The following is a 23,664-nucleotide window of genomic DNA, read 5'->3' as shown; positions in this document are numbered from 1 at the left end:
TGGTTCAGGGCGCTGTTCTCGACTCCAGATCCATTTCTGCTGGCCACACGACCCTAGGCGCCAGGCGCAGGGCGAATTCACACCAGAGCACATCGTCATGGTCCTTCGGTTCGCCGGGGGGCGGCAGGGCTGAAGGGCCTTGTTGCATGTAAGTGCAGATATAGGCCCAGGCATGTTGGTCAGCTCCCATCGTACTCAGGCGAAACCGGTCGATGACGTTGTTCGTACCCGGTGCGACGATGGACAGCATGACACCCGATTTGTAAATAACTCCGCCGCTTGGCAGAGCGCCGGTTTGTGACCAGCGTTCGGCGCGGACCTGGGGCCAGTCGTAGGAAACGGTCTGTACTTTCCAGGTCGCGAAAGGATTCCACCAGCAGTGCCTGAAGTTATATGCGTAGATCTTCTTTCGTGCTCGGTTAAAGCGAAGCGGTTCGTCTCGGGGGGGAGATATACTTACGCGAAGGAAAACTGCGGATGCCCATATCTCGCAGGCGAGAAATAATATGCCAATGAATGCAAATTCAAAATCTCGATATTCGAAACTGTCTTTTATTAAGTAGGGTGTAAGCAAGGCGAAGGCGATCGTTGGTAGTGAGAAGAGAGCTATTATTTCTCTGGCCCAGCCAAGCGTTCTAGATAATTCAAGGTAAATAAAATCTTGGTGATTTGGGCTTTTATCACCCAAGCTAGCTTCGCTAGTGATGGGGGTGTCAGGGTGGGGTAGATCTTCTATCCAGCCTGTGCATGGCGGATTAAGGAGCGGGCGCTTCATTGGAATAGACTCTTGAAGGTCGATAGTCGGTTTTCTCTCATTATTACTTTTGCATTAAATGACTGCTCATTCTTGTTGGGCCAGTAAGTGAGTGTCAGCTCAATAGCGTTGGCGCTGTGATTTTCCAGTAGCGGGATTTGGCAGTTGATGTGCAGGGTTTTATTGGTGGTTTGGTAGTATATGCAGTCGCTGACGCTCTCAGCGTCCGCAAATACATCTACTGTTTCTTTAGGGGCATATTCGATCTTTTCTGGCGATAAACTGTTGCCGTAAAGATGGAATGGAAGTCGATTGACCCCGATTTGGTACACGGTCAGGTGCCATTTGTACTGTGCATATTCGGTGCTGAAATTTGGCAGGCTTATGTGTAAGGCGAGATAATAGCCTGCCGGGACGGCAACGCCATCGCCGATAAAGGCTCCTATTTGGCCTGGCATTTGCCCATCGTGAGATGATTGAAATCTATTATCAATTGATGCATGTGCCTGTACACCCAAGATCGCCGCGTTCAGTGCGCCGATTGACGTATCCAGATCTTGCGGGTTTATCCAGCGTCGATGGACCTCTGGGGTTCCCCATCTACTGTGCCGCGACCATAATTCTAATGGTGAAGATTCTTGGTTTTTTGCACTCGTTGCCAGCGTGTAGGCTGCCAAACCAAGGATCAACGCAATGCCTAAGGGGCCGAGCAGTGTGTTGGCGAATAGCGCAGCGTAAATGCCAAAGACAGCGGAAGTTGTGGCTGTCCCGGCCGCGAACAGGTACCCCCTAGTTGAAGCCCTGTCCCCTTGGCTGTTAGTCCGGAGGAGCGCATTCACATACTGCGCTGCATCCATGACACCCGCGAGCGCGGTAATGGCACCGCCATACCTGGCCAGGTTCTTTCCCAGTGTTGCCTCAGTTACCGTCCCGGGCCACGGTATCTTTGGGCGTACTACCGCGACGACACCCCCAGCCACTTCAACCCCAACCCCCAGCAACCCAAGCGACGAAGACCAGATCGCCGCCAGCGCTTCCGGGTTGTTCTGATGCGTTTCCTGCAATGCCCGATAGTTCCTGCCCAGGCTGTCCTGGTGAAACCACAGGCTGCCCAGGGCAAACAGCAAGCCGACGCTGCCGCCATTGGCGGCGGCATCGCGCAGGCTGCGCATGGCGTCGCTGGCCACGCTTTGCGCGGCCTGTGAACTGATCATCAACCCCTCCGTGACCTGGGTATGCAGCGTACCCGCACCTATCGCGATATTCCGTACCAGCGCTCCGACCCCATCGGCTGCCCCTTCGCGTAACTGCGCCAGCCGCGCCTGCAGCGTCTCGGCGCTTTCGAACGTCCACAGCACCACCTCAATCATCCGGTTGCGATTGCCCGGCGCGGCAATATTGATCGCCCCGCTCAGCACCATGGCCCGCACCTTGCGGCCCAGGGGATCGCGGAACTGCTGGTCGATCTGCTGCAAGAACGCATCGGTACGTGCCTGCACAGCCTCGTCGAGCAGGCTCATGTATTCACCCAGGGTCAGCGAGAGCCGGAACGGGGTCACCTGCTGCCCGGCGAACAGTGCCAACGCCGAGCGGTGCACGTGGCCGATCAGTCTCTTGGCCCGCTCACTGAGGTGCTGGCTGAGTGCGTTCCCCGCACTGTTGGTCGCGCCCAGCAGCTGGCCGACGGCATCCTGTATCGGCTTGATCATCAACAGCTGGCCGTCGCCAGTCCCGGCGATGCCCTTGATGATGTCGTGCACCTTGCCGAAGTCGTCCCCGGACAGCGCCGCGACCACTTGCTGCATCAGCCCCTGGTGCTTGGCCAGCAGGGCCTGGTACAGCAGGCTCTGCTCGTCTTCCAGCAGCTGCTGCCAGATATGCTGGGTGCTTCCGAGCGGCTGATCGTCCTGGGGCAGGGTCTCGCTGGGGCCACCGGCCAGGCAGGCCGCCATCATCTGGATGAAATACTCGACCGATACAGGATCTGCCGCGTCATAGTCGAAGTAACCGATTTGTTGAAACGCGCGCGCAGCGTAGTGCCGTGCATACAGATCACCGACCTGGTCGATCATCGACTGCCAGTTCTTCAGCTCGCGATCGTAATCGGCCTGGAACGCGGCGCGGGCGCTTTCGTCGTAACGCTCTTCCAGGCGCTCGCGGGCTTCCTGCTGTTTGCGCGCGATGTTGCGTTCGCTCCTTGCGTCGATGTCCACCGCCGGCAGAGGCGCCTTGCCGGCCAGCGGGCTGTGGTTCCACTGCTCGACCTCTCGCGCCTCGCGCCGTGCGTCCTCGGCACCCTGCGCGGCGGCAGTGGCGGCGTGCAGCTCGCGGATGCCCAGCAGCGCCTGCGAGGTGAAGTATTCGAAGTGCCGCTGCGGCTGCGCGCGCCATTCCTGCATGGCCTGGACCCAGCCCGTGCGCTGTGCATTCAGCTCCATCACCAGGCCGACCGGGTCGGGCAGGGTCAGCGCCAGTATGCCGTTGGGCAGTTGTTCGCGCTGGATGACATTGCATACATGGGTGCGGGTTTCATGCCAGCGCCCCAGGCGGCTGTAGAAGCCATGCACGCTGGCATACCTGGCAGAGGAAAACGTCGAGAACTCCAGCACATCCTCCAGGCCGAAGCGGAAGCTGTCGGTCATGGCGAGGCCGAGGCTGGCAGGGTCGTTGCGCGCGGTGTCCAGGTCCACCTCGACAAAGCGGGCGAGGGTGCCCGGGTCAGCGCTGGTGATGCCTTGCCGGTAGCGGTCGAGGACTGCCCGCGGCCAGGGGTCGTTGGCGAAGGCGATCCAGGCTTTGCGGTAGAGCCGGGTATCGATGTTGATGAACGAGGCGATGACGTCATGGCCCTCGGTGGCGCACCACTTGGGCAATGGCCTGGGTGGCGCCAGGGGCATCTGCGACACTGGGAAGCGCTGCAGGGTCCCGGCTGCCGCGACCTCGTAGGCTTGCCAGATTTCCTGGTCGAGCAGCACGTAGACGTAACCCTGGCGCAGCAGGCGCAACTGGTCGGTGTGCATCGGATGGAAGGTGATCTCGCTGTCTTCCGCCAGGCGATAGGGGCGCTCGCTATCCGGGCGCGGGGCGTAGGCCTGGCGCAACAGCAGGATCGGCAGGCCGAGCCGTCCGCAGGCATTGCAGTGGCCGTAGGTGTTGGGGATCTCTTCCTGCATGGCGATGTGGATGGCTTTGCTGATGCTCACGAGTAACTCCTTGCCTGCGGCAAAGCCGCAACGATGTGCGACCAGGTGCAGTCGTCATAGCGGGCGAAGCAGGCGGCCAGGCGTTGTTCGCCGGCCGCCGCCTGTGCCACATCGCGCTGGATGGTCGGGTGCTGCAGGAGCAGTGGGTGAATCATCAGCATGTGCAAACACATGCACTGCAGATCGGCGCGGTCGCGCAGGCCTTGTCTGAAGGCTTTGAGGATCAGGTTCATGGCATGGGCGGGCGCGTGGTCCGGCAAACCCGCTGCGCCTGCGAAGTGCCAGGGAGCATAGGTTTGCTGCACGGCGTTCAGGCGACGCCAGGCAACCAGCAGTTGAATGATCTGCGGTGCGACGTGCTGCGTCGCCCTCACGGCGTCGGGGACGACCAACTCGCCAGCCAATGGTTGCCGTTCAAACACCGCGCAACTGCCACGGCCATCCGGGTGTAACCAGCTACGAATGGGCCCGAGTACCTCGCCGGCGTTGCTCATGCTCACGCGCAGCAAGGCCAGGCGTACAGGCTGGAACCAGGCCGTGATGCCATGCGGTGGCGGCTGATGCAGCACCTGGCATTGCTGGCTGATGTGCCGGCCGATGAGGGCGGCGGGTTGCTCGCTGAGCAGCCAGCCACACACATGGTGCCGGCTGGTCGTTGCCTCACGGGCGGCGCAGGCTGCGCTGACAGCGGCCAGGGCTGGCGGCACTGAGCCAGGTTTGGCGAGCTGGACCAGGGCTGGCCAGTATTGCAGGTCCCGGACCAGCCCGGAGCAGTCGATACGGGTTACCGCTTCACTGCCTAGCGCGTCGATGAGGGCCGGAACGCTCAAGGGGTGCTCGGGCGGACACCCGGCAAAAGGGTCGAGTAGAAGATAGAGGGCTTCTTCTGGATTGCGCTGCCGGGTGGCGAAGTCATGGAGGCGCTGTGGGTAGCGAGTGGCCGGTTCTGCCTGGCTCTGCATGGAAAATTCCTTTTCGGCTAGTGCACCTTGAATGGCGTCCGCTGGGAGGGCAGAACACTAGCGAGGAATCAATTCGCAGGGGAGGTTTCGGCTTCGCGAAAGCTTGTAGGAAGTTTCGCTCCTTGCATTATCGGATGCTTGGGGCCTGGGCGAGCAAGCAGAATCAGGCCCGCGGCGGCTCCTTCTCGAACAGCTGGCGCATGACCTCCAGGTAGCGCCGCGCACCCAGCCCCAGCGGGCGCGGCTTGACCCAGATGATATCGACCCACAGGCGCAAGCGGCTGGCCATGTTGTCGAAGCGCACTTCTGCCAACGCACCCGAAGCAATCAGCGGTTCCACTAGCGGCTGCGGCAGGTAGGCCCAGCCCAGCCCGGACTGCACCAGGTCCAGCGTGGCCAGGTAGCTGTCGGTCAGCCAGATGCGCCGCGACAGCACCATGCGTGGGTCCGAGCCGGTAGCCTTGCCCGAGGCCACGATGATCTGCCGTTGTTCGGCGAATACCTCTTCAGGCAGCGGTGTGGCGCTGTTCTGCCCGGCCGGATGGCGCGGTGAAGCGACTGCCACCAGCAGTTGGCTGCCAGCCTCCAGGAACGACTCGCGCTCGTCGATGCCGGGACGTTCGAACACCAGCGCCAGTTGCACGCTGCCGTCATGCAGTAGGCGAATGGCTTCGGTCTGGGTGGCCGAGCGCACCTCGATTTCCAGGCTGGGGAATTCCTCGGCGAGGATTTCCAGTGGCTGGCTCCAGCGGCCGGTCTGCAACTCGGGCGCCATGGCAATGGTCAGGCGTTTTTCCAGGCCCTTGTGCAACTGCAGGGCCTGCGCATCGAGCAGGTTGAGCTGGCACATCACCTGCCTGGCCTGGGGCTCCAATGCCAGGGCGGCACTGGTGGGCAAGGCCTTGCGCGTGGCCCGGTCGAACAGCACCAGGTCGAGCTCGGCCTCGAGCTGGGCGATCGCCATGCTCACGGCGGAAGGCACGCGCCCCAGCTTGCGCGCGGCGGCGGAGAACGAACCCGCCTCCAGCACGGCGAGGAAGATAGCCAGGGAATCACTGCTGAAGGCCATGGCGGCAAACCTGATGATCGGGCCGGAAATTATGACTTTTCGCCGGCCCGCTTGACAGCCCCCTACAGGCCTTCGCCCAGCACCCGGTCAATGCTGTCGACGAAGTAGTCGACGCTTGCCCGGGTAGTGCACATCGGTGGCTTGATCTTGAGGATGTTCAGGTAATCGCCGGTCGGCTGCATGAAAATGCCCAGGTCACGCAGGCGGTCGCACAGCGCCGCGGTTTCCTCGGTGGCCGGTTCGAGCGTGTCGCGGTCGCGCACCAGCTCCAGCCCCAGGTAGAAGCCCGAGCCATGCGCCGCGCCAGCCAGCGGGTGCTTGTCCACCAACGCTTGCAGGCGTGCCTTGAAGTAGCGCCCGGTGTCGCGGGCGTTGTCCCACAGGCCTTCCTCCTGCATCACGTCCAGCACCGCCATGCCGATGCGGCAGCTGACCGGGCTGCCGCCGGCCGAGGAGAAGAAGTAGCCTTCGGCCTCCAGGGCTTCGGCAATTTCGCGGCGGGTGATGACCACGCCAAGCGGCTGGCCGTTGCCCATGCCCTTGGCCATGGTGATGATATCGGGCACCACGCCCTGTTCCTCGAAGCCCCAGAAGTATTCGCCCAGGCGGCCATAACCGACCTGTACTTCGTCGGCAATGCATACCCCGCCGCGGGCGCGGACTTTGGCATAGGCCTCGCGCAGGTAACCGGCCGGCAACGCGATGCCCCCGGCGTTGCCATATACCGGCTCGCAGATGATGCCTGCCAGTTGGCGGCCACGGGCGTCGAGGTCGGCCAGCTTGGCGTCGACATCGCGCAGGTACTGCGCGGCGCTGTCGGCACCGCGGAAGCGGCCGCGGAAGGTGTTCGGCGCTTCCACCGGGTGCACCCAGTCCGGGCGGGTTTCCAGGGCCTGCGGGTTGTCGGCGATCGAAGTGGAGATGGCATCGGTGGCCACCGACCAGCCATGGTAGGCCTCCAGCACGCTGAGCATGTCGCGCCCGCCGCTGTAGGCCCAGGCCAGGCGAATGGCCAGGTCGTTGGCTTCGGTGCCGCTGTTGACCATGAACACCCGGTCGAAGCCTGCGGGTGCCAGCGCCAGCAGGCGTTCGGAGAACTCGCTGATGGCCGCATAATGAAAGCGCGAGTTGGTGTTCAGCAGCGACCACTGCCGCGCCGATTCGGCGACCATGCGCGGGTGGCCGTGGCCCAGCACGGCGACGTTGTTGAGCATGTCCAGGTACGAGCGGCCCTGCATGTCGATCAGGTAGTTGCGCCAGCCGCGCTCGATGTGCGGCGGTTGCGCGTAGTAGTGCTTCTGCGAGCGGGCGAAGCTGGCGTCGCGGCGGGCCAGCAGGGCCTGCGGGTCCGGCAGCGGTTCGGCATCGCAGTCGAAGCCCAGCAGCGCCGCCGGCGACGGGCACAGGGCCAGCCAGGCCGGGGCATGCGACGGGGTGGCGAAGAACGGCGGCTGAATGCTGCTGTCCAGGCACAGCTGCACGCTGAGGAAGCCACAGCTGCTACCCAGCGACTGGCCTTTTTCCACGACCTGGCCATCGGCGGGGGCGCCTTCCAGGCCTTGCAGCCACAAGCTCCAATGCGCGCTGCGCAGGCAGCCACGGCTGTCGCCATGGCGCTGCCAGGTGCCGGCTTCTGGTGCCTGCACCAGGCTGCCATTGGGCACATGCAATTCGACGCCGAGGGCGCAGGTGGCGGGCTCTTCGGGGCGGTCGATATGGGTTTGCGACAGGCGATACTGCCCGTGCAGGCTGCAGGCCGGGGCTGGCTGCGCGCTCAGCAGGTGCTGGTCGAAGCCCGGTTGCTCCCAGTTGCCCGCCTGGTAATGCACGCTGAGCACGCCGAGGTCTACGCGCGTGACGGGCTGTTCATTCAGCTCCGGGAGCAGGAGCGCGCAGGTGCCCAGGTCCGGCGTGGCAGGTTGCAGCCCCGCTGCTTGCAGGATGGCCATTTCCATCAGCGCGAAAGGCACGGCAGTGGCGGTGTCGAAGATCTCCCATTCATGGGCGATGTTGGCGCGGATGTACTGGTTGCCCGGGCCGACGCTGAGCTGCTGCTCGCTGCTGAGCACTAACACGGCGGCGCGGTTGACCACCAGTGGCCACAGGGCGCGTAGCTCGGCTTCACCCAGTGGGTTGAGCGCGTGATAGGCACGCACGGCCGGCAGGATGCGCAGCGGGTCGCCCTCGGCGTGGTGCAGCAGCGCGGCGCAGGTTACCGACAGGTCGGCGATACGCCAGGTGCGCAGCAGGTCGCCGAAATCGATCACGCCCTGCAGCTGCCATTGGCGCGCGGCGTCGCGGGCCCAGACCGAGTTGTCGTCAGTGATGTCCAGGTGCACGGCCTGGATCGGCAGGTGCGCGGCGAGCGGGGCCAGATGCGCGGCTGCCACGCTGGTGGCCTGTTCGACACGCGCGCGTCGTGCCGGGTCGGACAGTACCGGCAACAGGTGGTGGATCAGCGCCTGGGCGTGTTGCGGGTCCCATTGCAGGGTGCGCGACAGGCCTGGGTGGTCGAAGCCGGCGAGGGCTTTGTCCAGCCTGGCGCAGAGGCCGCCCAGCTCGGCCATCAGGTACGCCGGCATATGCCCGAGGCGGGTCAGCGGCTGGCCTTCGACGTAGTCGAGCAGGCGAATGCGCAGCGCCTGGCCGTTCACGTCCACTTCCAGCAAGGCCTGGCCATCATTGGCTGCGCGCACGGCCGGTACCGGCAGGCCCTGTTCGCGCAGGTAAGCCAGCGCTGCATGCTGGGCTTCAAGCTCGACCCGTGCATAGCTGCCGTGGCACGCCTTGAGCACGTACCTGCCTTGGGCTGTATCGACCCGCAGGTTCAGGTCCTGCTGGCTGCCCATGGCCGACAGTTCGCCGGCAATTCCGTAATGGGCCAGCAACAGATCGCTGGCCTGGCATGGGTCGAGCGCCGGGTTCGGCAGGCTGGAACGCTGGGCCAGGATGTCAATGACGGAGGAAGCGGGCGTTACTGGCTGGGTGGGCATGGCTCTACCGTGTTCGCTGAAAGAGGGCGGTAGAAAATTTATGCGGGTTTTGATTGATGATGAAAGACGATAATCGTCAATTTTTCTGATGACTGCACAATGATCCCCATCGCCGGCGGTCACGAAACCTATACAAAACTTGTACAATTACTTTGTCTTGTACACATATTGGGTGTAGCGTAGTGCTATTACTTTCTTGGCTCCCCCTGTGGGACAGGTGAAACGACATGAAGGTTGCGCCCGTTCCGAGCAACGAGCACGAGCGCCTGGCCACAGTTGCCGAATGGTGCGTGCAGCATCAGGAGCAGAGCAGTGAATTGCGTGCGCTGGTAGAGCTGGCCCGGCATTACTTTTCCGCACCCATCTGCCTGGTTTCGATTGTCGGTGAATGTCAGCAATGGTTCACCGCCCGTGCTGGCCTGCAGACACCGGGCACGGCCAGGGACGTATCGTTCTGTGCCCACACCATCTTGCAGGCGCAGCCGCTGGAGATACTCGACGCTGCTGCCGACCCGCGCTTCGCGGACAACCCGCTGGTGACCGGTGAACCGGGCATTCGCTACTACTGCGGTGCGCCGCTACGGGTCGAGCAGCGGGTGGCGATTGGCAGTTTCTGCATCATCGACACCGCACCGCGCGCAGCGCTGGACGACGCTCAGCGCGGGATGCTGCTGGCCTTCGCCGACATGGCCATGCAGATCATCGCCGGCATGCGCCGCAACAACTTCCACGACCAGGCCACAGGGCTGTTCAACCGCCTGAAGCTCGAATGTGACGTCGGCGCGGGGCTGGATCGCGGCCAGTCGATGACACTGCTGGCCGTCGACATCATGTCGGCAGAGGCGCTGAGCGAGCTGATTCGCGGGCTGGGGTACAACTTTGCCCATGACTTGACCTTGCAGGCCAAGTCGCGCATCGCCAGCCAGCTGCAAAGCGGCTTGTCGTTGTACAAGATCAGCCCCACCCGGTTCGCCGTGCTGCTCGAGGATGCCGCTGCTGTCCTGCCGCTTTGCCAGCGCATCCTCCAGGCGCTCCAGGCGCCAGCCCAGTGTCACCAGATACCCGTGCTGCTCGACGCAGGCATCGGCATCGCGCCCATCACCCCGCTGGAGGATGAGCGCAACAGCCTGGAGTGGCTGCGCCGCGCCGTGGCCGCTGCCGACACGGCACGGCGCAGTGCGGGGCGGCATGCCTGGTACCAGACCGAGGTGGACGCGGCCCAACGTCGTGCGTTCATGTTGCTCACATCGCTGGCGCAGGCGTTGCACAGCGAGGATGAACTGAGCCTGCACCTGCAGCCGCGGGTCGAGCTGCCCAGCGGCGAGTGTCGCTCTGCCGAGGCCTTGTTGCGTTGGCGCCACCCGCTGCTGGGTGACGTTTCGCCCGGCGAGTTCATCCCGCTGGCAGAACAAACCGCGCTGATGGCCAACCTCAGCCTCTGGGTAATGCGTGCCGTGCTGCGCATCCTGCAGTGCACCCGCGGCCTGGATTTCAGCGTCAGCTTCAACGTCACCGCGCGAGACCTGGAAAGCGCGACGTTCATGGACACCTTGCTGGCCGAACTGCAACGCCAGGCGGTCGCGCCGGGCCGCGTACAGCTGGAGTTCACCGAAAGTGTGCTGATGGAGCAGCCCGAAGAGGTGCACCAGCAATTGCAACGCGCCGGCCAGGCCGGCATTGCTGTCGCCATCGACGACTTCGGTACCGGTTACAGCAACTGGGCCTACCTCACTCGCCTTCCGGCCTCGCTGGTCAAACTGGACAGAAGCCTTGTGCAGCGGTCCGCGCGTGGTGGCAAGGAGGCCTTGCTGGTGCAGTCGGTCGTCAGCCTGGCCAGCAGCCTGGGTTATCAGGTGGCCGCCGAGGGTATCGAAACGGCCGAGCAGCTTGCCCAGGCCAAGGATTGGGGCTGTGCCGAGGCGCAGGGCTACCACATCGCCAGGCCAATGCCGGTCGAGGTGTTCCGGCAGTGGTACTGCCGCACCCGGTTGGCGGGCCCGTTGGCCTGATCACATCTTGTCATTACGCAGGTACTTCCATGTTCAATCGGCACCTCAAAGCCGCGCTCGCCGAGCGCGATGCGCAAATACTGAGCCTTCGCCAGCGTCTGGCCCAGATCGAACAGGGACCTTTCATGAGGCTGGATGCCCAGGGCCGCGTGCTGGAACTCAACCCGGCGTGCGCTGCCGCCCTGGGCGCAGAGCCCGACAGTGCCGTTGGCCAGCTGCTGGCGCAGTGGCTGCCGAGCCCGGCCCAGCAGGGCCAGGCGCTGCTTGACGCGTTGCTGCGTTCGACGGCGGTGATCCAGTTCGGGCTCGATGGCACTGTGCTGGATGCCAACCCGATGTTTCTCGAGGCCATGGGCTATCGGCTCGAACAGGTGGTGGGCAGGCATCACCAGATGTTCTGCAGCGCCGCGCAGGCCAGCAGCCCTGACTACGCCGTGTTCTGGCAGACGCTCAATACCGGGCGTTATGTGGCGGGTCGCTTCTGCCGCCTGGACCGGCAAGGCCGTGAGGTCTGGCTGGAAGCCAGCTACAACCCGGTCAGTGACGCCCGGGGGCGCCTGGTGAAGGTGGTCAAGTTCGCCTCGGTGGTGACTGACCAGGTGCGGCGTGAGGCGGAGGTCAAGCGTGCCGCGCAGGTGGCGCTGGACGTTTCCCGCAGCACCGACGCCGGTGCCAGCGAAGGCGTGGCGGTGATGCACGCCATGGAGCAGACCATGCAGGACGTGGCTCGCCAGATGCAGGCTGCGGGGGTCACCATCAGTGCGCTGGGCGAGCAATCGACCAGCATCAGCGCCATCGTGCAGACCATTGGCGGGATTGCCGCGCAGACCAACCTGCTGGCACTCAACGCGGCCATCGAGGCGGCACGTGCCGGCGAGCAGGGCCGAGGCTTTGCAGTGGTGGCCGATGAGGTACGCAAGCTGGCGGCGCGCACCAGCACGGCCACCGCCGAGATCGATGCCGTGGTCGCACGTAACCAGGTCCTGGCCAGCCAGGCAGTCAGCGAGGTCGAGCGCAGCCGGATGGAGGCGGCCAGCGCATTGCAGTTGGCGCTCCAGGCCGGTACTGCCATCAGCGCCATCCAGGCCGGGGCGCGCAAGGTGGTGGATGCGGTGGAGCGGGTAAGCGAAGACCTGGGCTAGACAGAGCGGCAGGGCGGTCGCATTTGCCATATGTGTTTGCGAAGCATTAGCATTAGCAAGCTCATTAATCTTGCTCCGGATATCCGTCATGCCTTCGCCGCCACTGTCACGCCCAGCTCTGCTGGCGTTCTGCTGTTTCGTCCCGCTGCTGGCCCACGCTGGCGAACCGATCCAGCTGGAGGCTATCGACATCAATGCCGACGCCCTCAAGGTGCGGCCAGGCGCAATACCCGAGGCGTTCGCCGGTGGCCAGGTTGCCCGTGGCGGGCAGATGGGGGTGCTGGGCGATCAGGACTACATGGATGTGCCCTTCACCATGACCAGCTACACCGCCAAGGTCATCGAGGACCAGCAGGCCGAAGACATCGGCGACGTGCTGGCCAACGACCCTTCGGTGCGCGAGTCGTACGGCTTTGGCAACCAGTCCAAGGTGTTCGTGATCAGGGGACTGCCGCTGGCGGGCGATGACATTTCCTTCAACGGCCTGTACGGCATCCTGCCGCGCCAGGTGATGTCCACCGATGGCGTGGAACGGGTCGAAGTGTTCAAGGGGCCGAACGCTTTTCTCAATGGTGTCAGCCCGACCGGCACCGGCCTGGGCGGCAACGTCAACCTGCGGCCCAAGCGCGCCGAAGACCTGCCGACACGCCGCTACACCCAGGACATCAGCGCTGATGGCCGCATGGGCGAGCACCTGGATATCGGCCAGCGCTTTGGTGAAAACAACCGCTTCGGGGCGCGGCTGAACCTCAGCCAGCGCGAAGGCGAAACGGCGGTCGACGACCAGGACCAGCGCACCAAGCTGTTTACCGCGGGCCTGGACTACCGCGGTGACACCTTCCGCCTGTCGACCGACATCGGCTACCAGAAGCAGCGCATCAACCACCTGCGCAATTCGGTGCGCCTGGGTGGCACCACCACCCGCCTGCCGACCGCGCCGGATGCCAGCCACAACTATGGCCAGGCCTGGAGCTACAGCGAGTCGGAAGACACCTTTGGCATGGCGCGCGGCGAATGGGACCTGAACGACAGCTGGACGGCCTACCTGGCCGGCGGGGCACGGCATACCCGCGAACACGGCACCTATGGTACCCCGGTGCTGGTCGGCAACAGCGGCGCGGCGACGATTACCCCTTCCGATATTGTCCATGGGGAAGACAACAGCAGCTTCAGTGCCGGCCTCAATGGCCGTTTGCAGACCGGAGCAATCAGCCACCAGATCGCCGTGGGGGCGAACACCCTGTGGGCCCAGGCGGAAAACGCCTACACCTTCTATGCGCCGATCAGCAGCAACATCTACGACACCGTGCAGCAAGCCAAGCCTGCGAAGGTCACCCGCTGGGGCGGTGACATGGGCGACCCGGGGGTAACCGCCAAGACCCGCACCCGCAGCCTGGCGATTTCCGACACGGTTGGCCTGTTCGACGACCGCCTGTTGCTGACCTACGGCGTGCGCCGCCAGCAGCTGCGTATGCAAAGCTATTCCTACGACGGCAGCGGTCCTGTCACGCCTGGCCGGCCGAGTACGGACGGCAGCCGCAGTGGCGACCCCTACGACAAGTCGATCACCACGCCGGTATACGGCGTCGTGTTCAAAGCCAGCGACAGCGTCTCGCTGTACGCCAACCGTATCGAAGGTCTCGCCCAGGGGCCAACGGCGCCTGCCAACGTCTCCAACGCCAGCGAGATGTTCCCCCCCGGGCGGACCAAGCAGCTTGAAGCCGGTATCAAGCTTGACCGGCAGACCTTTGGCGCGAACCTGGCCGTGTTCCGCATCGAGAAGCCGTCGGACGGCTACACCTTGAACAATGTCTTCATCCGCGACGGCGAACAGGTCAACAAAGGCCTGGAATTGAGCCTGTTCGGCGAGCCCGTCGAAGGCCTGCGCCTGATGGCCGGTGGTACCCGCATGAGCTCGGAGCAGAAGAACACCGCCAACGGCAGCAATGACGGCAACCACGCCATCGGTGTGCCGACCTTCCAGCTCAATGCCAGTGTCGACTGGGACGTGCCGGGTGTGCCGGGGCTGGCGCTGAATGCGCGGATGCTACGTACCGGTGGGCAGTTCGTCGATGCGGCGAACAACGTCAGCCTGCCGACCTGGAACCGTTTCGACATCGGTGGTCGCTACACGCTGAAAGTGGCGGAGAAAGACCTGACCTTGCGGGTCAACGTGGAAAACCTGACCGACAAGAATTACTGGGCTTCGGCCAATGGCGGCTACCTGACCCAGGGCGATCCGCGGCTGGTGAAGTTCTCGGGCACTATCGATTTCTGAGTAGCCGACCGGGGCGCTGGCTTCACAGAAGCTCGTGGCGTGCCAGTGCCGGCCCCTTCGCCGGTCTAGCCGCAAAGGGGCCCGCCCTGGCGGTGGCTGGCTACGACGCCTCCACCTCCAGAAACGCCGCCTCCAGCAACTGCCGGGTATACGGATGCTGCGGCGCGTGGAAGATCGCCTGCGCGTCCCCTTGCTCCACCACCTGGCCATGCTTGATCACCATCAACTGGTGGCTCAGCGCCTTGATCACCGCCAGGTCATGGCTGATGAACAGGTAGGTCAGGTTGTATTTCTGCTGCAGGTTGCGCAGCAGTTCCACCACCTGCCGCTGCACCGTACGGTCCAGCGCCGATGTCGGTTCATCCAGCAGGATCAGCGCCGGCTTCAATACCAGGGCCCGGGCAATGGCAATGCGCTGGCGCTGCCCACCGGAAAACTCATGCGGGTAGCGATGCCGGGTGCGCGGGTCCAGCCCGACTTCCTCCAGCGCGGCAATAATCGCTGCTTCCTGCTCCTGCGCTGTGCCGATGCGGTGAATACGCAGCCCTTCACCGACGATATCCGCCACGCACATGCGTGGGCTCAGGCTGCCGAACGGGTCCTGGAACACCACCTGCATTTCCCGCCGTAATGGCCGTACTGCCTTCTGGTTGAGGCATTCGAGCTGTTGCCCGTGGAAGCGAATCCCGCCCTGGCTGGCAATCAGCCGCAGGATCGCCAGGCCCAGCGTCGACTTGCCCGAGCCGGACTCGCCGACAATCCCCAGCGTCTGCCCCTGCGGCAGGCTGAAGTTGACCCCGTCCACGGCCTTCACATGATCAACCGTACGCCGCAGCAAGCCTTTCTTGATCGGGAACCACACCTTGAGGTCATCCACCTCCAGCAAGGGCGCGCCTACCGGGTTGTGGGCCGGCAGCCCGCTGGGCTCGGCATTGATCAGCATCTGCGTGTAGTGGTGCTGCGGGGCGCTGAACAATCGGCTGCATTCAGCCTGCTCGACGATCTGTCCGCGTTGCATCACGCACACCCGGTGGGCGATGCGCCGCACCAGGTTGAGGTCGTGGCTGATCAGCAGCAGGGCCATGCCCAGGCGCGCCTGGAGCTCCTTGAGCAGGTCGAGGATCTTCAACTGCACGGTTACATCCAGCGCCGTGGTCGGTTCGTCGGCAATCAGCAGGTCGGGTTCGTTGGCCAGCGCCATGGCGATCATCACCCGCTGGCGCTGCCCGCCCGATAGCTCGTGGGGCAGGGCCTTCAGGCGCTTGCGTGGCTCGGGGATGCCGACCATGTCCAGCAGCTCCAGCGTACGTGCCGTCGCTTCCTTGCCGGTCAAGCCCTTGTGCAGCAGCAGAATCTCGTTGATCTGCTTCTCGATGCAGTGCAACGGGTTCAGCGAGGTCATCGGCTCCTGAAAGATCATCGCAATGCGGTTGCCGCGGATGCGTTGCAGGCTCTTCTCGTTCTGCTGCAGGAGGTCCTTGCCCTCGAAGCGGATGCTGCCGCTGGGGTGCCGGGCGAGGGGGTAGGGCAGCAGGCGCAGGATCGAGTGCGCGGTCACCGACTTGCCCGAGCCGCTTTCGCCGACCAGGGCCAGCGTCTCGCCCTTGCGGATATCGAAGCTGATGCCATCCACCACGCGGTTGACCTGCTCCCCGGTGACGAACTCCACCGCCAGGTCGCGCACTTCGATCAGGTTCTGTTCACTCATGTCACTTCCTCGGGTCGAAGGCATCGCGGGCGGATTCGCCGATGAACACCAGCAGGCTCAGCATCAGCGCCAGCACGGCGAAGGCGCTGATGCCCAGCCATGGCGCCTGCAGGTTGGACTTGCCCTGGGCAACCAGCTCGCCCAGCGACGGTGCGCCAGGCGGCAGGCCGAAACCGAGGAAGTCCAGCGCGGTGAGGGTGCCGATGGCGCCGGTGAGGATGAACGGCATGAAGGTCATGGTCGAGATCATGGCATTGGGCAGGATGTGCCGGTACATGATCGCGCCATTGCGCATGCCCAGGGCACGGGCGGCGCGCACGTATTCCAGGTTGCGCCCGCGGAGGAATTCGGCGCGTACCACGTCCACCAGGCTCATCCATGAAAACAGCAGCATGATGCCCAGCAGCCACCAGAAATTCGGCTGCACGAAACTGGCCAGGATAATCAGCAGGTACAGCACCGGCAGGCCGGACCAGACTTCCAAAAAGCGCTGCCCGGCCAGGTCGACCCAGCCACCATAGAAGCCCTGCAGGGCCCCGGCGATCACGCCGACGATGGAACTGAGCAGGGTCAGGGTCAGGGCGAACAGCACCGAAATACGGAAGCCGTAGATCACCCGTGCCAGCACGTCGCGGCCCTGGTCATCGGTGCCCAGCCAGTTGTCCGCCGACGGCGGCGCCGGGGCCGGTACACGCAGGTCGTAGTTGATGCTCTGGTAGCTGAACGGGATCGGCGCCCACAGCACCCAGCTGTCCTTCTTCGCCAGCAGGTCGCGGATGTACGGGCTCTTGTAGTTGGCCTCCAGCGGGAATTCGCCGCCGAAGGTGGTTTCCGGGTAGCGCTTGAACGCCGGGAAGTACCAGGCGCCGTCGTAGCGCACGGCAATCGGCTTGTCGTTGGCGATCAGCTCGGCGCCCAGGCTCAGGCCGAACAGGATCAGGAACAGCCACAGCGACCACCAGCCACGGCGGTTGGCCTTGAAGCGCTCGAAGCGCCGACGGTTGAGGGGGGACAGGGCCATGTCAGTGCTCCCGGCTGGCGAAGTCGATGCGTGGATCGACCAGGGTATAGGTCAGGTCGCCGATCAGTTTCACCACCAACCCCAGCAGGGTGAAGATGAACAGGGTGCCGAAGACCACCGGGTAGTCGCGGTTGATGGCCGCCTCGAAACTCATCAGGCCCAGGCCGTCGAGGCTGAAGATCACCTCGATCAACAACGAGCCGGTGAAGAAGATACCGATGAATGCCGAAGGGAACCCGGCGATCACCAGCAGCATGGCGTTGCGGAACACGTGGCCGTACAGCACGCGCGGTCGGCTCAGGCCCTTGGCCTTGGCGGTGACCACGTACTGCTTGTTGATCTCGTCGAGGAAGCTGTTCTTGGTCAGCAAGGTCATGGTGGCGAAGTTGCCGATGACCAGCGCGGTGATTGGCAGGACCAGGTGCCAGAAGTAGTCCAGCACTTTGCCGGTGGTGCTCAGCTCGTCGAAGTTGTTGGAGGTGAGGCCGCGCAACGGGAACCAGTCGAAGTAGCTGCCGCCGGCGAACAGCACGATCAGCAGAATGGCAAAGAGGAACGCCGGGATGGCATAGCCGACGATGATCGCCGAACTGGTCCACACGTCGAAGTGGCTACCGTGGCGTACGGCCTTGGCGATACCCAGCGGGATCGACACCAGGTACATGATCAGCGTGCTCCACAGCCCCAGCGAAATCGACACCGGCATTTTCTCGATGATCAGGTCGATGACCTTGGCATCGCGGAAGAAGCTGTCGCCGAAGTCCAGGCGGGCGTAGTTCTTGATCATGATCCACAGGCGTTCGGGCGCCGACTTGTCGAAGCCGTACATGCGCTCGATCTCGGCGACCAAGGCCGGGTCCAGGCCTTGGGCGCCGCGGTAGTTGGAACCGGCCACCGACACTTCGGCGCCGCCACCGGCAATCCGGCTGGTGGCGCCTTCGAAGCCTTCGAGCTTGGCGATCATCTGCTCGACCGGGCCGCCGGGGGCGGCCTGGACGATGATGAAGTTGATGATCAGGATGCCGAACAAGGTCGGGATGATCAGCAGCAGGCGGCGCAGGATATAGGCCAGCATCTCAGTTGGCCTCGTCCGCAGGGGTTGCGCTGACCGCCGGCGTCACGCCGGGCTTGATCCACCAGGTGTCGATGCCGATGTCGTACTTGGGCGATACCTTGGGGTGGCCGATGTGGTTCCAGTAGGCCACGCGCCAGGTCTTGATGTGCCAGTTGGGGATCACGTAGTAACCCCACAGCAACACGCGATCGAGGGCGCGGCAGTGGTCGATCAGGCTCTGGCGTGAATCGGCGTTGATCAATTGTTCCACCAATTGGTCGATGGCCGGGTCGCGCAGGCCGATGAAGTTGCGGCTGCCGGGGTTGTCGGCGGCAGCGCTGGACCAGAACTCGCGCTGCTCGTTGCCCGGCGAGTTGGACTGCGGGTAGCCGCCGACGATCATGTCGTAGTCGCGTGAACGCAGGCGAGTGATGTACTGGGACACGTCGACCCGGCGGATGTTCAGCTCGATACCGAGGTCGGCGAGGTTGCGCTTGAACGGCAGCAGGATGCGCTCGAACTCGGTCTGTGCCAGCAGGAACTCGATGCTCACCGGCTTGCCCTGGGCGTCGACCATCTTGTCATCGACGATTTTCCAGCCCGCTTCCTGCAGCAGCTTGTAGGCCTGGCGCTGCTGTTCGCGGATCATGCCGCTACCGTCGCTGACCGGGTTGTGGAAGGTCTCGCTGAATACTTGCTCGGGCACTTTGCCGCGCAGCGGCTCGAGGATTTTCAGCTCGCTGGGGCTGGGCAGGCCGCGGGCAGCCATTTCCGAGTTCTCGAAGTAGCTGCCGGTCCGGGTGTAGGCGCCGTTGAACAGCTGCTTGTTGGTCCACTCGTAGTCCAGCAGCAGGCTTAGCGCCTGGCGCACGCGGATATCCTGGAACACTGGGCGGCGGATGTTGAAGATGAAGCCCTGCATGCCGGTGGGATTGCCGTTGGGCAGCTCTTCCTTGATCAGGCGGCCGTCACGTACGGCCGGTATGTCGTACGCGGTGGCCCAGTTCTTCGCGCTGACCTCCAGCGCATAGTCGAACGCCCCTGCCTTCAATGCTTCGAGGGCGACCGTGGTGTCGCGGTAGGAATCGAAGGTCATCACATCGAAGTTGTAGAAGCCGCGGTTGATCGGCAGGTCCTTGGCCCAGTAATCCTTGACCCGCTCGTAGCGTATCGAGCGCCCGGCTTTCACTTCGGCGACCTTGTACGGGCCGCTGCCCAGCGGGATTTCCAGGTTGCCGCGGTTGAATTCGCGGGTTTCGTACCAGTGCTTGGGCAGTACCGGCAGCTGGCCGAGAATAAGCGGCAGCTCGCGGTTGTTGCGGTGCTTGAAGCGGAACAGCACCTTCAGCGGGTCTTCGGCGACCACTTCGGCAACGTCGGAGTAATACTGGCGGTACAGCGGCGCACCGTCCTTGATCAGGGCGTTGAAGGTGAATACCACATCGTCGGCGCGCATCGGGTGGCCGTCGTGGAAGCGTGCTTCGGGGCGCAGGTAGAAACGCACCCAGCTGTTGTCCGGGGCCTTCTCGATCTTGCCGGCCACCAGGCCGTATTCCGTGAACGGCTCATCCTGGCTCTGGCGCATCAGGGTGTCGTAGATGATGCTGATGTTCTCGGCCGACACGCCCTTGTTGATGAACGGGTTGAGGCTGTCGAAGCCGCCGAAGCTGGATTGGCGGAAGGTGCCGCCCTTGGGCGCGTCGGGGTTGACGTAGTCGAAGTGCTTGAAGTCGGCCGGGTATTTGGCTGGCTCGTCGTACAGGGTGAGTGCGTGTTGCGGTGCGGCCAGGGCGGGAAGGCTCAGGCAGGCAAGCAACAGGCTGCCGGCCAGCCGGCGCAGGCGGTGCGTTGGCATCATTGGGCTTTCTCCGAAGTCTTGATCCACCAGCTGTTCAGCCCGAGGGTGTAGGGCGGCGTGGTGACAAAAGCGAACCGGTTGCGGTAGGCCAGGCGATGATTATCGAGGTACCAGTTGGGGATCATGTAGTACTGCCATGACAGCACGCGGTCCAGGGCGCGGGCGGAGGCCACCTGGTCATCGCGGCTGCGGGCGGCGAGCAGGGTGTCGAGCAGGTGGTCGACCACCGGGTCGCGGACCCCAGCATAGTTCTTGCTGCCCTTGGTCGTGGCCTGGCTGGAGTGGAAGTACAGCCACTGTTCAAGGCCAGGGCTCAGGGTCTGGTTCAGGGTCATCAGGATCATGTCGAAATCGAACTGGTCCAGGCGCTGTTTGTACTGGGCGCGGTCGACGGTACGCAAATGTGCATCGATGCCGATGCTGGCCAGGTTTTCCACATAAGGCTGCAGGATGCGTTCAAGGTTGGGGTTGACCAACAGCAGCTCCATGCGCAGTTGCTGGCCCTTGCTGTTGACCAGGCGCTGGCCATCGAGCTTCCAGCCGGCTTCGGCGAGCAGGCCGAGGGCCTGGCGCAGGGTCTGGCGGCCGATGCCGCGGCCATCGGTCTGGCTGACCTTGTACGGTTCGCTGAACAGCCTGGCCGGCAACTGGTCGCGGAACGGTGCCAGCAGCAGCCATTCCTTGCCGGTGGGCAGGCCGCTGGCGGTGAAATCGCTGTTGGGGTAGTAACTGGTCGAGCGGCGGTAGGCGCCGCTGAACAGCGCGCGGTTGGTCCACTCGAAGTCGAGCATCAGCCCCAATGCCTGGCGCACCCGTGGGTCGCTGAAGGTCGCCCGCCGGCTGTTCATGAACAAGCCCTGGGTCTGGGTCGGGATGCGGTGCGGGATCTGCGCCTTGATCACCTCGCCACGGCGCACGGCGGGGAAGTTGTAACCGTTGGCCCAGTTCTTTGCCTGGTGCTCGATATAGATGTCGAACTCGCCGGCCTTGAACGCTTCGAAGGCCACCGTGGCATCGCGATAGAACTCATATTCGACGCGGTTGAAGTTGTACTTGCCACGGTTCACCGCCAGGTCCTTGCCCCAGTAGTTCTTCACCCGCTCGAACACCAGCCGGCGCCCGGGCTGGACCTCGGTGATGCGGTAGGGGCCGCTGCCCAGCGGCGGCTCGAAGGTGGTGGCCTTGAAGTCGCGCGTTTGCCAATAGTGTTTGGGCAGTACCGGCATCTCGCCCAGGCGCAGGATCAGCAGCGGGTTGCCGGCGCGCTTGAACACGAAGCGGATGCGCAGCGGGCCGAGGATATCCACCCGCTGCACTTCCTGCAGGTTGGTGCGGTAGATCGGGTGGCCGTCCTTGAGCAGCGTGCGATAGCTGAAGGCCACGTCTGCCGAGGTGATCGGCTTGCCGTCGTGCCAGCGGGCTTCCGGGCGCAGGTTGAACACCACCCAGCTGCGGTCCTCGCTGTACTCCACCGAACGCGCGATCAGGCCGTAGCTGGAGGTCGGCTCGTCGCCGGACGGGTCGTACTGGCCGGTGCCGACCATCAGCGGCTCGTTCAGCTCGCTGATGCCGTATTGCTGGAAATTGGGCGTGGTAATCGGGCTCGACCCCTTGAAGGTGTAGGGGTTGAGGGTGTCGAAGGTGCCGAAGGCCATCGCCCGCAAGGTGCCGCCCTTGGGCGCATGCGGGTTGACCCAGTCGAAATGGGTGAATGTGGCTGGGTACTTGAGCGTGCCGAACTGCGCGTATCCGTGGCTTTCGCTCACCATCGCGGCTGCGGGAAAGCTCAAGGCCAGGCTGAGTGAAAGCAGGAGGGGACGTATCAAGTCGGCATCCGATCCAGAGGCGTTGGGCTTTGATCGGGGTACAGTAACAGCTTGGTGGGGTTGGAAAAAGAGAGGTTTTGAAGGTGGGGTGGGCGAGCTTGCCTGCTTCTGCCTAACGGGCATGACGCGGTAGCTGACCTGCGCCCTTGATCTTGAACACCTGTCCATCATTGGGGCGCAGTTCAAGCTGTAGGAGCGGCCTTGTGTCGCGACAGGGCTGCGCAGCAGCCCCAGCGATATCGGCATCACCTTCAATGATCTGGGGCTGCTGCGCAGCCCTGTCGCGACACAAGGCCGCTCCTACAGCTACCGGTCAATGCTGCAGGCGAGGATCAATGCGAGAGGTAGACGGTCAGGGTCTGGCCTGGCTTCAGGGCGTGACCGCTACGCGGGTTCCAGCGCTTGAGGTGTTGCATTTCAACGTTGAAGCGCTTGGCCACCAGGTACAGCGAGTCGCCCTTGCGCACCTTGTATTGGGTGGAACGCTTGCCGGATGCCGCTACCCGGTTGGCAGCCGCGCTTGGCGCATTGCCCCCGCGCAGGGCCAGCACCTGGCCGGCGCGTACGCTATTGCCGGAGAGCCGGTTCCAGCGCTTGATGTCCTTGACCGAAACGCGGTTGGCCTTGGCAATGCTGCCCAGGTTGTCGCCGCGCTTGACCCGGTAGCTGCGCGCCGCCACCGGTGCCTGGGCTTCGGCCACGGCACGGGCGAACACGGCCTGGTTCGGCTGCAGGCTGACCAGTTGCTCGGGCTTGAGGTTGGACAGGCTGTCGCTCAGCAGCTGCGCTTTTGCGGTCGGCACCAGCAGTTGTTGCGGGCCGTCCACGGTCATGCGTTTCTTGTACGCCGGGTTGAGCTGGATCAGCTCGTCTTCGTCGATGTTGGCGAAGGCGGCCACACGCGACAGGTCGAGGCGGTCGTTGATGGCCACCGCCTCGAAGTAGGGTTCGTTGGCGATCGGGTTGAGGTTCACGCCATAGGCTTCCGGCGTCAGCACCACCTGCGACAAGGCCAGCAGCTTGGGCACGTAGTCGCGGGTTTCCTGGGGCAGCGGCAGGTTCCAGTAGTCGGTCGGCAGGCCGAGCCGTTCGTTGCGTTCGATGGCGCGGCTGACCGTGCCTTCGCCGGCGTTGTAGGCGGCCAGGGCCAGCAGCCAGTCACCGTTGAACATGTCGTGCAGGCGGCTGAGGTAGTCCAGCGCGGCGTTGGTCGAGGCGGTCACGTCGCGACGGCCATCGTAGAAGTTGGTCTGGCGCAGGTTGAAATGACGACCGGTGGACGGGATGAACTGCCACATGCCCGCGGCGTGGGCGCGCGAGTAGGCCATCGGGTTGTAGGCGCTTTCGATGGCTGGCAGCAGGGCCAGTTCCAGCGGCATGTCGCGCTCTTCAAGGCGCTCGACAATGTAGTGCAGGTAGAGGCTGCCGCGCTCGCCGGCGGTTTCGATGAAGCTCGGGTTGCTGGCGAACCACAGGCGCTGCTGTTCGATGCGCGGGTTGACGTCGATGTTGTCCTGCAGGGCAAAGCCCTGGCGCATGCGTTCCCACACGTCCTGTGGCGGCTGCTCGGCCGGCTTGACCTGCAACGGGGATGGCTTGTGCTTGATCCGTGCTTGGTAGTTGTGCGCGCGAACGCTATCGGATTCGTCGAGCTGACGGGTGCTCTGGCAGCCCACCAGGGTGGCGGCCAGGGCCAGCGCACTGATTTGGGCCAGGCGCGTCAGGGCGACGGAATGAGAGGTTCTGCGGCTACGTGAAGACATCGGCTGACACAGGTTTCCGGGCGA

At 63.9% G+C, this 23,664-nt stretch carries 14 protein-coding genes and 1 pseudogene; 4 read left to right on the top strand and 11 right to left on the bottom strand.

The genetic code is table 11. The features are described 5' to 3' along the window. Positions 1-4: 4 nt before the first annotated feature. The 5 genes from HU763_RS24790 to HU763_RS16085 form a co-directional block, all read right to left on the bottom strand. On the bottom strand, positions 5-775 hold the full coding sequence (locus HU763_RS24790) for a DUF6708 domain-containing protein (RefSeq protein WP_225931891.1): 771 nt from the start codon (positions 773-775) through the stop codon (positions 5-7). Continuing rightward, entirely contained in the window at positions 772-3,957 is a 3,186-nt protein-coding gene (locus HU763_RS16100; RefSeq protein WP_186688168.1) for a T6SS effector BTH_I2691 family protein, read from the bottom strand. Before HU763_RS16100 ends, HU763_RS24790 begins: the two co-directional genes overlap by 4 nt. After that, positions 3,954-4,919, bottom strand: coding sequence for a hypothetical protein (locus HU763_RS16095; RefSeq protein WP_186688166.1), 966 nt, complete (start codon positions 4,917-4,919; stop codon positions 3,954-3,956). The genes HU763_RS16100 and HU763_RS16095 overlap by 4 nt, the downstream gene beginning before the upstream one ends. Before the next feature lie 163 nt (positions 4,920-5,082). Further along, positions 5,083-5,988, bottom strand: coding sequence for a LysR family transcriptional regulator (locus HU763_RS16090; RefSeq protein WP_170030794.1), 906 nt, complete (start codon positions 5,986-5,988; stop codon positions 5,083-5,085). Positions 5,989-6,050: 62 nt separating this feature from the next. Beyond that, positions 6,051-8,981 (bottom strand): aminotransferase, encoded by a 2,931-nt coding sequence (locus tag HU763_RS16085; RefSeq protein ID WP_186688165.1) that lies wholly within the window; start codon positions 8,979-8,981, stop codon positions 6,051-6,053. Between the two features lie 227 nt (positions 8,982-9,208). Here HU763_RS16085 and HU763_RS16080 point away from each other — a divergent pair, with 227 nt between their 5' ends. The 4 genes and pseudogenes from HU763_RS16080 to HU763_RS16070 all read left to right on the top strand — a co-directional run bounded on the left by HU763_RS16080 (position 9,209) and on the right by HU763_RS16070 (position 14,410). Then, entirely contained in the window at positions 9,209-10,990 is a 1,782-nt protein-coding gene (locus tag HU763_RS16080; protein WP_186688164.1) for a bifunctional diguanylate cyclase/phosphodiesterase, read from the top strand. Between the two features lie 29 nt (positions 10,991-11,019). Further along, positions 11,020-11,595 (top strand): annotated as a pseudogene (locus HU763_RS25110) (PAS domain-containing protein); the annotation flags it as partial. A gap of 87 nt (positions 11,596-11,682) precedes the next feature. Continuing rightward, entirely contained in the window at positions 11,683-12,132 is a 450-nt protein-coding gene (locus tag HU763_RS25105) for a methyl-accepting chemotaxis protein (protein ID WP_372241580.1), read from the top strand. 88 nt (positions 12,133-12,220) lie between these two features. After that, positions 12,221-14,410 (top strand): TonB-dependent receptor, encoded by a 2,190-nt coding sequence (locus tag HU763_RS16070; RefSeq protein WP_186688156.1) that lies wholly within the window; start codon positions 12,221-12,223, stop codon positions 14,408-14,410. A gap of 100 nt (positions 14,411-14,510) precedes the next feature. Here the strand turns inward: HU763_RS16070 and HU763_RS16065 are convergent, their stop codons facing one another. The 6 genes from HU763_RS16065 to HU763_RS16040 form a co-directional block, all read right to left on the bottom strand. Further along, the gene (locus HU763_RS16065) at positions 14,511-16,118 is read right to left on the bottom strand and encodes an ABC transporter ATP-binding protein (protein ID WP_186688153.1); all 1,608 of its coding nucleotides are present in this window, start codon (positions 16,116-16,118) and stop codon (positions 14,511-14,513) included. A 1-nt stretch (position 16,119) separates the two neighbouring features. Beyond that, a complete protein-coding gene (locus HU763_RS16060) occupies positions 16,120-17,139 on the bottom strand; it encodes an ABC transporter permease (RefSeq protein ID WP_186688150.1) in 1,020 nt (339 codons plus the stop codon). A gap of 1 nt (position 17,140) precedes the next feature. Beyond that, the gene (locus HU763_RS16055; RefSeq protein ID WP_186688148.1) at positions 17,141-18,214 is read right to left on the bottom strand and encodes a microcin C ABC transporter permease YejB; all 1,074 of its coding nucleotides are present in this window, start codon (positions 18,212-18,214) and stop codon (positions 17,141-17,143) included. 1 nt (position 18,215) lies between these two features. Beyond that, positions 18,216-20,051, bottom strand: coding sequence for an extracellular solute-binding protein (locus HU763_RS16050; protein WP_186688146.1), 1,836 nt, complete (start codon positions 20,049-20,051; stop codon positions 18,216-18,218). After that, entirely contained in the window at positions 20,048-21,877 is a 1,830-nt protein-coding gene (locus tag HU763_RS16045; RefSeq protein ID WP_200627678.1) for an extracellular solute-binding protein, read from the bottom strand. The genes HU763_RS16050 and HU763_RS16045 overlap by 4 nt, the downstream gene beginning before the upstream one ends. Positions 21,878-22,209: 332 nt before the next feature. After that, positions 22,210-23,640, bottom strand: coding sequence for a lytic transglycosylase domain-containing protein (locus HU763_RS16040; RefSeq protein ID WP_186686768.1), 1,431 nt, complete (start codon positions 23,638-23,640; stop codon positions 22,210-22,212). Positions 23,641-23,664 lie beyond the last annotated feature (24 nt).

It is taken from the genome of Pseudomonas anuradhapurensis, assembly GCF_014269225.2.
In the GTDB taxonomy this organism is placed as follows: domain Bacteria; phylum Pseudomonadota; class Gammaproteobacteria; order Pseudomonadales; family Pseudomonadaceae; genus Aquipseudomonas; species Aquipseudomonas anuradhapurensis.
Note: the sequence above shows the minus strand (reverse complement) of the source record. Positions and strands in the feature narration are given on the sequence as shown.